Source organism: Agathobacter sp. (assembly GCF_977054825.1).
In genome coordinates, this window is record NZ_CDRTEH010000007.1 from 89,775 (window position 1) to 98,870 (window position 9,096).

Here is a 9,096-nt window from a genome sequence, read left to right on the forward strand (position 1 = left end):
TGGTACACAATTAGGGTAAGACTCAATTTGATTATTATATATATTATGGAGAAAATGTTATGAATGGTAAAGACAAGATATCAGTAATTATTCCATGCTACAATGTACAAAAATACATTATGAGATGCTTCGATTCAATTTACAGCCAGACATATGGCTTTGAAAATCTCGAAGTGATACTCATAGATGATTTATCGACAGACAATACATGGTCTATATTAGAATCCTTACAAAGACAATACCCGGAGAATGTTATATCTCTTAAAATACAGAAAAAGGGAAAGTGTGGCGGTGCACGTAATCTGGGAATGGATATCTGTACCGGCAAATATATCACATTCGTGGATGCGGATGATTATGTGCATCCGGATATGCTCAGGGTGCTACATGATAGAATGACAGAGGACGATTATGATTTGGCACAGTGTGGTGTATCGTGTTTTAAAGAAGACAAGCCAAATGTATTAGAAGTAAATGATTTTGAAATTCAAAGGCTTGATTTAGATAATGTTGATAATAGGAAAAATCTTATTTTATATCTGACCGGATTTACTAATGTAACAGCATGGGCAAAGCTATACTCGACCAAATTCATAAGAGAACATAATCTAAGATTTATAGAAGATGTATATTATGAGGATACTCATTTTTCCATGCTTTGTGTGTTACTTGCAAAGAAGTATTGTAAGGTGCAATCGATATTATACTATTATTTTGAGAACACAGAGGGCATTATACGTTCTGAAATTAGCAATGCAAAGATCCGGGATGCTAAGATTATTATGGATCATATAAGGCAGGCTATTCAAAGTAGAAAAGCAGAACTTGGAAATGTAATTGAGCAATGTCACTGTGAAATACAGTCATTTTTGTTATGGCATCAATATCTGGAGTCATACAATAGAATAGAAAATTTTCTAAATAAAGAATTGGATATTTGCAAAGAAGAGTTCATAAATAGTGAACCGGATATATTTGATAATCCATATGTGAGGACTTTTTCAGATGATGCGGTATTGAAAAGAATGTCAAAGCTGAGAGCAACTGCGAAAAGAATGAATAATGTATGCTTTTTAGATAATGCAATACATATCTGTCTTGGTATACATGATAAGGATGGAAATTACAGTGTCTGGGCTGGAACAACGATGCAATCCATTGTTGAAAATACAAAAGCACCAATAGTTTTTCATATATTACATGATGACACATTGAATGAAATGAATAAAAATAAGCTGAGTCTTATTGCTGATAATAGTGGAAACGGCATAGAATTTCATCATTTTAATCCAGACATTTTTGGCTCATTGGCTGATTCAATGAATAGATTTACAATTGGAACAATGTTCAGAATTATGCTGCCGGATATTATGCCGGATTTGAAAAAAATAATATATTTGGACTCTGATTTGTTTGTAAATACAGATATTGAAGAATTATGGAACCTAAATATAGATAATTACTGTCTGGCGGCAGCTCCGGATTGTTCGACAATAAGGAATTGGGGAACTCCATACGCTGTAGCAGCAGGGCAGACAAGTCGTGACGGATATTTTAATGCGGGTGTTCTTTGTATGAACCTTGAAAATATCAGGAAAAATGGAAGCCTGTTTCAACAGGTTATGGATTATCTGAAAGCTAATTCCCAAACATGGCTTCCAGACCAGGATGCTTTAAATGCCATATTCAGCGGAAAAACCTTATTGATAGATGAAAAATGGAATTACTTTATTGATGAGGCAAGAAAAAATAATGAGAACGCAGAGAAAAAAATATATCATTATGCTGCAACCCTGTTGATGCTATATACAAATAATGAAATTGACAGAGCTTACTATTTCACAATACTGAGAACCCCATGGGGAGAGCAGATGGAGGATGGCTTATTGTGTAATTCTATGGGCAGAATTGTGGATAGAACAGGTATGCTGGAGAAGCTGCTAAAAAAAGTTACTCAAAACAATATACGACTCGTATTTTATGGTGGAGAGAACAGCTCTATAAGGAATGCAATGAGACTATTAAACAGAGAATTTGATAGCTGCGAATGGCATGAGCATTTAAAGGAAAATGAGATTATCTGCGATGACAATACTGTCTATATAGTCTCTGCGGATGCGGACGATGGCAATGGACTGGAAATACTGGAAAATGCTGGATTAGAAAATGGTGAGAATTATTTTATAACACAGAGGTTTTTGCATTATACAGAGGGTGGGTTTATCCTATGATTTTTATTACTGATGAATTGGATAAGACTGAAAAAAATATAATAGAACTGATAGAAAATGTGGGATTTAAAGACTGTAAAATAATAGAAGCCATAGATTTGTTTTGCGGCATGTCTGAAAAAAACGATGTGCATAAGGAAAAAGACTTGTATTATGCATTTATAGATATCCCTCAATACTGGAGCGTTCGTGCTGATGGGGTAAATGGTGCTATATATGATAATAAAACCAAAAAGGCAAACATCTATTTTAAGAATCCGATAGAGAAAAGAATGGTCAGCAGAGTAGAGTGGATTGACAGAAATAATACAGTATATAGAGTAGACTATTACAACAAATATGGATATAAATATTGTTCGGAGAATGTGAACGGTGGTAATGTTACAGCTAGGGAATTCTATGATAGAAATGGTGACATTAAGGTAATAGAACAGACAGGTCCAAAGACATATACATTGTTGGGCATGGGCATTAGTCCGAGAAGCTATAGAGGCTTTGCTGATTATCTGGAAGCTTATCTTAAATCCGGTGAAATATATGATGAAAATATATGGCTGACAAGTGATGAGGTATTGAATAAATTTGCTGGGGATTATGGGAATTTTAAAATATCATATCTGCCACAGAATAGATTAAATTCAGATTTGACAAAAATAACTCAGACAAACACAGCATTTCGAATACTGTGCAGTGAAGAGCAGCAGGTCAATTGGTATAAAGATAATTCGGATTGTAAATGCGACAGACTATATTCATATTTTGAAAATAATAAATCAAAATTTGGAAAAAAGGAAGCATTTATTATTACAGAAACGGATCAACTCGAGTATATTGAACAGCTTATAAATGACTTTCCGGAAATAACATTTCATATAGCTGCCAGCACCATTATGTCAGATAAATTAACAAAACTGGATATAAATAATAATGTTGAGCTATACCCGTGTATTTCTGAACAGAAGATAGAAGAACTGTTTGAAAGATGCGATATTTATTTGGATATCAATCATTACAGAGAGCTATACAATGCAGTAAACCAGGCGCTGATAAATAATATGCTAATACTAGCGTTTGACAATACGGCACATTCAAAAGAATTATATCTAATGGAAAATATTTTTGATAGCAGCGACTATGTGAAGATGAAAGAAACTCTAAAAAATATAATAAACAGTCAGACGATATTCGATGAATATATAGACAGGCAAAAGAAACAATTAAAACAGTTAGCTGCAAAAGTAGTTATGGGTGATATAGATGAGAGTATTTGATTTTACATTACTTAGTGGATATGAATTTTCCGGAGTCGATGTTGCTCAGGGATTTAGAGCAAGATTGTTTGCAAAAAACAATGTAGATGCTAAATTTATTTTTACAGAGCTGCCGACAATTAGGGATATGGAGCTGTATGGTTCGCAAAAAATAAAACGCGGTCAGATTATGTCTGCACATCTTTTTATGACCGGAAGAGCAGATATGAGTTTGTCTGTGAAAAAAGAAACTCTTTTAGAAAATGAAAAAGAAAACTATGAGTATGATGATATAGATGAAAATGGAAAGATGATTTGTCTATATAATTCTGGTGACAAAATAGTTGAAATATTATGTGATGAAGATGGATTTGTTATAAATGAAAGTCTCTTTAAAAACGGAAAAAAGTATTTAGTAAATTATTATACAGACAGCTTGTCGTATACAGAACTGTATAATTGGGATAATGATTCAAACAATGGCTTAAATCCGGAAAGAAGAATTTTTTGGAACAGACAGGGGCAAATGGTTTATGAACAATGTATATATGTAGACAAGGTTGAGTATCTGTTTAAAGAAAGCGAAATTATAGACAATATAGGATTTGTAGAAAGATTTGTAAAGGCACTTGATCTTTGTGAGAACGATGTATGTATAATGGACAGAGCAGGATATTTAGATTATATGCAGCCGCTTTTTGAAAATAGAGGTAAATCAAAGCTGGTAGCTGTGCTGCATTCAGATCATTTTTATAAAATGTATGAGAATGAAGGTTCATTATACATGAACTATGAGTATTATTATTGGTTCAAATATTCAGAGGCAATAGATTATTTTGTTGTTGGTACGGATGAGCATAAAAGAAGTCTGGAAGCATTTTTAAAAGAGTATGATTGTTTTGTTCCGCATGTTGCAGCTATTCCCCCAGGGGCTATACCTGAAGGTAAAATTAAAAGTAAAAATGAGCGTAGGCGAGGCAGCATAATATCTGCTTCAAGACTTAGTCCGAGGAAAGGTATTGATATTCTTATTAAGAGTGTGATAAAAGCGCATGAGATAAATCAGACAATCAATCTGGATATATATGGAAGTGGCGACGATGAGTATACTATATATTTACAAAATATAGTTAAAGATGCAGGCGCTGATGATTATATTCACTTTAAAGGACACTGTAATCTTAAAAAGAGCTATCCACACTATGAATTGTTTGCATCATTTTCTTTGTGCGAAACATTTGGACTTTCACTTATGGAGGCTGTAGGAGACGGACTTGCCATGGTTGGACTGGATGTCAGATATGGAAACAGGCTTTTTATACATCCAGATGAAAATGGCTACCTGGTGGATTTTGATGTTGAAACAGACTTTCAAAATAAAGATAAGCTCTGTGAAAGAACTGCAGCAGCAATAGTTAAAATATTTGAGGATGATAACAGATTGAAGAAATTTCATGAGAATTCCTATAAAATTGCTGAAGAGTATAAGGAGCATGTAATAGAATCAAAATGGATGCAGCTCATAAAAAATATACCATACCTCAATTCGTCAAACTTAATTTCATAGAGAAATGCAGTAACATGAAGGTAAATCATTCTAAGGATTATTGGCTTGAGTATGAGAGACAAATGTTGGAAAACATCAATGAAACTACAGGCTTGTAGACAGGAGTATCAATGAAAACACACATTACCACACTAAACAACATGGCAGGAACTGCCAGTCTGGCACATAGAAGAGTATTAAAGGTGGCTCAGAGTATTGGCTGCCATGAAATGGGCTTATCTTTTTATCCTTTAAAGCCAGACTATGCAAAGGAAATAGACAAACGCCTTGATGGGATAATTGCGCCTCTTAACTATGGGGATATTGTGATTTTCCAGTATCCAAGCTGGATTGGGGTGAATTATGATGAGAGCTTTGTAAACAAGATAAAGTCATACCGGGATACAAAGCTGATAATTTTTGTTCAGGATATACAAAAGCTCATGTTTGATTCTGAGCAGGCAATTCTTGATATGGAAATCAGAACTCTCAATAAGGCGGATTTACTTATTTTGCCATCAAAGAAGATGCATCGTTATCTGAAAGAAAATGGGCTTGATGAGAAGCTGGTTATCTATCAGACTATTTGGGATATGCCATCAGACATTTGTTTTGTGGATCATGCTGTAACGAGATGCTTTCATTTTGCCGGGAACTATAATCGTTTTCCATTTCTGGCAGAGTATCATGGCAAGACACCGATTTATCAATATGATGCAAATAAGCCGGACCGAGAAAATGATGACAGCTTTTGCTGGAGAGGGTATTTTGAGCAGGAAAAACTAATGCATGAGCTTTCCAAAGGTGGCTTTGGGCTTGTTTGGAGTGATGATGAATATTTTGACAGATATTATTCGATGAATCAGCCGTACAAGCTAGGTACAAATCTGGCAGCAGGAATACCTGTTATAGTAAAAAGAGGCTGTGTTCATGAGAAATTTGTCGAAAGAAACGGTCTGGGATATGCAGTCGATACGTTGGATGAAGCTGATAAACTGGTTCAGAGTATTACGGATGCAGAGTATATAGAGCTCTATCATAATGTAAAAAATATTCAAAAGCTGATATTAGATGGCGCATATACAAGAAAAACGCTTCAGGATGCAATAATTGAGGTGTTGGAAAATGCTTGTACATCGGCTGAAAACAGATATCAGGACCATATATAGATTTAGCAGACAAATCAACAGTGACAAGATATAGTATTTGACCATGATCAGGTGTATGAATCACAGATAGTTGCTACAGTGGAATAATGGGGAAGAGATTATGAGCGTACATATTACAAAAACTTATAACATAGGCGGATTGATTGGCCTCCGTCAAAATGCGGTGAAAAACGCAGGTGAAACACTTGCCTTTAAAGAAATGAGCTTATTTAAATTTCCTGATGCATATGATAGTGATGATGAACTTCATGTTAGGATGGATGGCATAATCGCATCACTTTGTCCGGAGGATATAGTGATTTTTCAGCATCCAAGCGGTGAGAGTCCCAGATACGATGGATTTTTATTTGAGCATTTAAGAAGATATCATGGAACGAAAATTGTTGCGTTTATACAGGAAATAGCATCCGATAGAGATGATAGTGAGTATTCTTTGAGTGATGAAATTACGTTGCTTAACCGGGCTGATATGTTTATTTTTGCCTCAGCTGCGTTGAGGGATTACTATATCGGGAAAGGATTAAAAGAAAAACCTTATCTGATTCAGAATGTACCGGATTATATGACAGACATTTGCGCAAATGAGCATAAAAATAAAAAATTATATATCATGGCGGAAACGAGTCAAAATGACTATCTATTGAACAATTTGAATATAGAGGTGGTGCGATATGATGAGTACCACGTCAATGAATCTATACTCAGGTTGTCAGACGGAGGCTTTGGACTAATATGGGATACTGATGAGCAGGCACTTGGACTTTATATGGCTGCCGGAATCCCGGTGATAGTAAAAAAGGGGCTGAGCTGTGAAAAGTATGTGACAGATAATGAAATAGGAGCAGCAGCAACAGATTTTGAAGATGTATACAGGATAGCTGTATCAGAATCGGAAGATAAATTGAGTCAATACTACGCAAATGTAAAAAAACTGCAAGATTTGTTCATAAATGGGATATATACCAGAAAATTATTGCTGGATACCTTGATTTTGTGTAGAGAAAGGCTATGATTTGGCGGTATATAAATGTTTTTATACGATTTTAGATACACCTAGGAGTTTATATTTATAGTGTAAAAGAGGAAAACTATAGTTATGTCCGGATGAAAGAGGATTAGGAAGCATATAATCCAAGTGTCCGGATTCGTGTGAATAAGGAGAGACTATATGAATAAGAAGAAGGTTGACAGTATTTTAAAAGGTATAACCGCAGCGGGAATTGCCATGGGTGGAGTCAGTTCTATCCAGGGGGCTGATATGGTTATGGCTGCAATTAATGAATCGGCAGCAGATTCCAATTCATTAGTTGACGCAGGCTCTTTGTCTGAGAGCGAACGTACAGAGTATAGCGAGAGTACAACACAGAGCATGAGTGAAAGCGCTTCAGAGAGCACTAGCGAGAGTGAGAGCGTGAGTGTAAGTGAAAGTGAAAGTACCAGTGAAAGCTCAAGCATCAGCGAAAGTGCTAAGCAGAGTGATGCAGAACAACAGAGTGGTGATAATGTTGTAGCGGCTACATACATAGATGATGCAGAACAGGATACGGCTGTTTATGCTCGAATGAGTGGAATGCCGCAACTTGCAAGTAATGATACATATAGAGATGATTGTGTATCAAATAGGGTACATCATGTCACTAAGATTACGGCAAGTAATTTTAAAGATTTAGCTGGATCTGATATTAAATCTAAAACCGAAGTATGGTCCATTTTTTGGGAAAATGGATCTTGTCAGTATAGAGTTAAGAATTCATATACAAATAATTATGAATATTTTAATGATTTTGATAATGTTACATTTAATTGGACAACAGGGAAAGGAAAGCATCAAATAAAACATTCTATAACAGGCGAATTGTATATATGTGATGGAAATGCGTTTGTATTAAAAGTGTCTGATAATGAATGGGTAGAATTCAGAAGTAGTAATACTGGAGGAGTACATACTTATAAATATGCATATAAACATGGGGATTCTATTGATTTATTGGATGATGCAGATCCAAACTATGAGAAGAGTGAATCAGTAAGAATATCAGAGAGTTTGAGTGTTGAAGCAAGTACGAGTGCCTCGACAAGTGCAAGCACATCGGCAAGTACCAGTGCCTCAACAAGTGCAAGTGCCTCAGCAAGCACCAGTGCATCAACAAGTGCAAGTGCCTCAGCAAGCACCAGTGCCTCAACAAGTGCAAGTACATCAGCAAGTACGAGTGCCTCAACAAGCGCAAGCACCAGTGCCTCAACAAGTGCAAGTACATCGGCAAGCACGAGTGCATCGACAAGTGCAAGCACCTCAGCTAGTACAAGTGCCTCAACAAGTGCAAGTACCTCAGCAAGCACCAGTGCAAGTACGAGTGCATCGACAAGCGCAAGTACCTCAGCAAGTACGAGTGCCTCAACAAGTGCAAGTATCTCAGCAAGCATCAGTGCATCAACAAGCGCAAGTACCTCAGCTAGTACCAGTGCTTCAACCAGCGCAAGCACCTCAGCAAGTACGAGTGCCTCAACAAGTGCAAGCACATCGGCAAGTACGAGTGCCTCAACAAGTGCAAGTACATCGGCAAGTACGAGTGCCTCAACAAGTGCAAGCACCTCAGCAAGCACCAGTGCCTCAACCAGCGCAAGCACCTCAGCAAGCACAAGTGCATCGACAAGTGCAAGTACCTCAGCTAGTACAAGTGCTTCAACCAGCGCAAGTACATCAGCTAGTACCAGTGCTTCAACCAGCGCAAGCACCTCAGCAAGTACGAGTGCCTCAACAAGTGCAAGCACCTCGGCAAGTACGAGTGCCTCAACAAGTGCAAGTACATCGGCAAGTACGAGTGCCTCAACAAGTGCAAGCACCTCAGCAAGCACCAGTGCCTCAACCAGCGCAAGCACCTCAGCAAGCACAAGTGCAT

Annotated in this window: 6 protein-coding genes; 5 read left to right on the forward strand and 1 reads right to left on the reverse strand. The window is 36.7% G+C overall.

The annotated features are described in order from the left end of the window. Positions 1–59: 59 nt before the first annotated feature. The 5 genes from ACW6PM_RS08165 (at position 60) to ACW6PM_RS08185 (ending at position 7,208) form a co-directional block, all read left to right on the forward strand. Positions 60–2,231, forward strand: coding sequence for a glycosyltransferase (locus ACW6PM_RS08165; RefSeq protein WP_456056830.1), 2,172 nt, complete (start codon positions 60–62; stop codon positions 2,229–2,231). Continuing rightward, the gene (locus tag ACW6PM_RS08170) at positions 2,228–3,502 is read left to right on the forward strand and encodes a hypothetical protein (RefSeq protein WP_456056831.1); all 1,275 of its coding nucleotides are present in this window, start codon (positions 2,228–2,230) and stop codon (positions 3,500–3,502) included. The genes ACW6PM_RS08165 and ACW6PM_RS08170 overlap by 4 nt, the downstream gene beginning before the upstream one ends. Next, entirely contained in the window at positions 3,489–5,048 is a 1,560-nt protein-coding gene (locus tag ACW6PM_RS08175) for a glycosyltransferase (RefSeq protein WP_456056832.1), read from the forward strand. The genes ACW6PM_RS08170 and ACW6PM_RS08175 overlap by 14 nt, the downstream gene beginning before the upstream one ends. Before the next feature lie 110 nt (positions 5,049–5,158). Further along, entirely contained in the window at positions 5,159–6,196 is a 1,038-nt protein-coding gene (locus tag ACW6PM_RS08180; RefSeq protein WP_456056833.1) for a sugar transferase, read from the forward strand. A gap of 100 nt (positions 6,197–6,296) precedes the next feature. Then, on the forward strand, positions 6,297–7,208 hold the full coding sequence (locus ACW6PM_RS08185) for a hypothetical protein (RefSeq protein ID WP_456056834.1): 912 nt from the start codon (positions 6,297–6,299) through the stop codon (positions 7,206–7,208). Between the two features lie 995 nt (positions 7,209–8,203). Here ACW6PM_RS08185 and ACW6PM_RS08190 read toward each other — a convergent pair. After that, positions 8,204–9,096 (reverse strand): hypothetical protein (locus ACW6PM_RS08190; protein ID WP_456056835.1); only part of this gene is annotated, 893 nt, incomplete at its 5' end.

What these genes read in the sequence shown, in the direction of transcription:
- ACW6PM_RS08165 (WP_456056830.1), top strand. Translation starts at nt 60, where the DNA reads ATGAATGGTAAAGACAAGATATCAGTAATTATTCCATGCTACAATGTA.
- ACW6PM_RS08175 (WP_456056832.1), top strand. Translation starts at nt 3,489, where the DNA reads ATGAGAGTATTTGATTTTACATTACTTAGTGGATATGAATTTTCCGGA.
- ACW6PM_RS08170 (WP_456056831.1), top strand. Translation starts at nt 2,228, where the DNA reads ATGATTTTTATTACTGATGAATTGGATAAGACTGAAAAAAATATAATA.
- ACW6PM_RS08180 (WP_456056833.1), top strand. Translation starts at nt 5,159, where the DNA reads ATGAAAACACACATTACCACACTAAACAACATGGCAGGAACTGCCAGT.
- ACW6PM_RS08185 (WP_456056834.1), top strand. Translation starts at nt 6,297, where the DNA reads ATGAGCGTACATATTACAAAAACTTATAACATAGGCGGATTGATTGGC.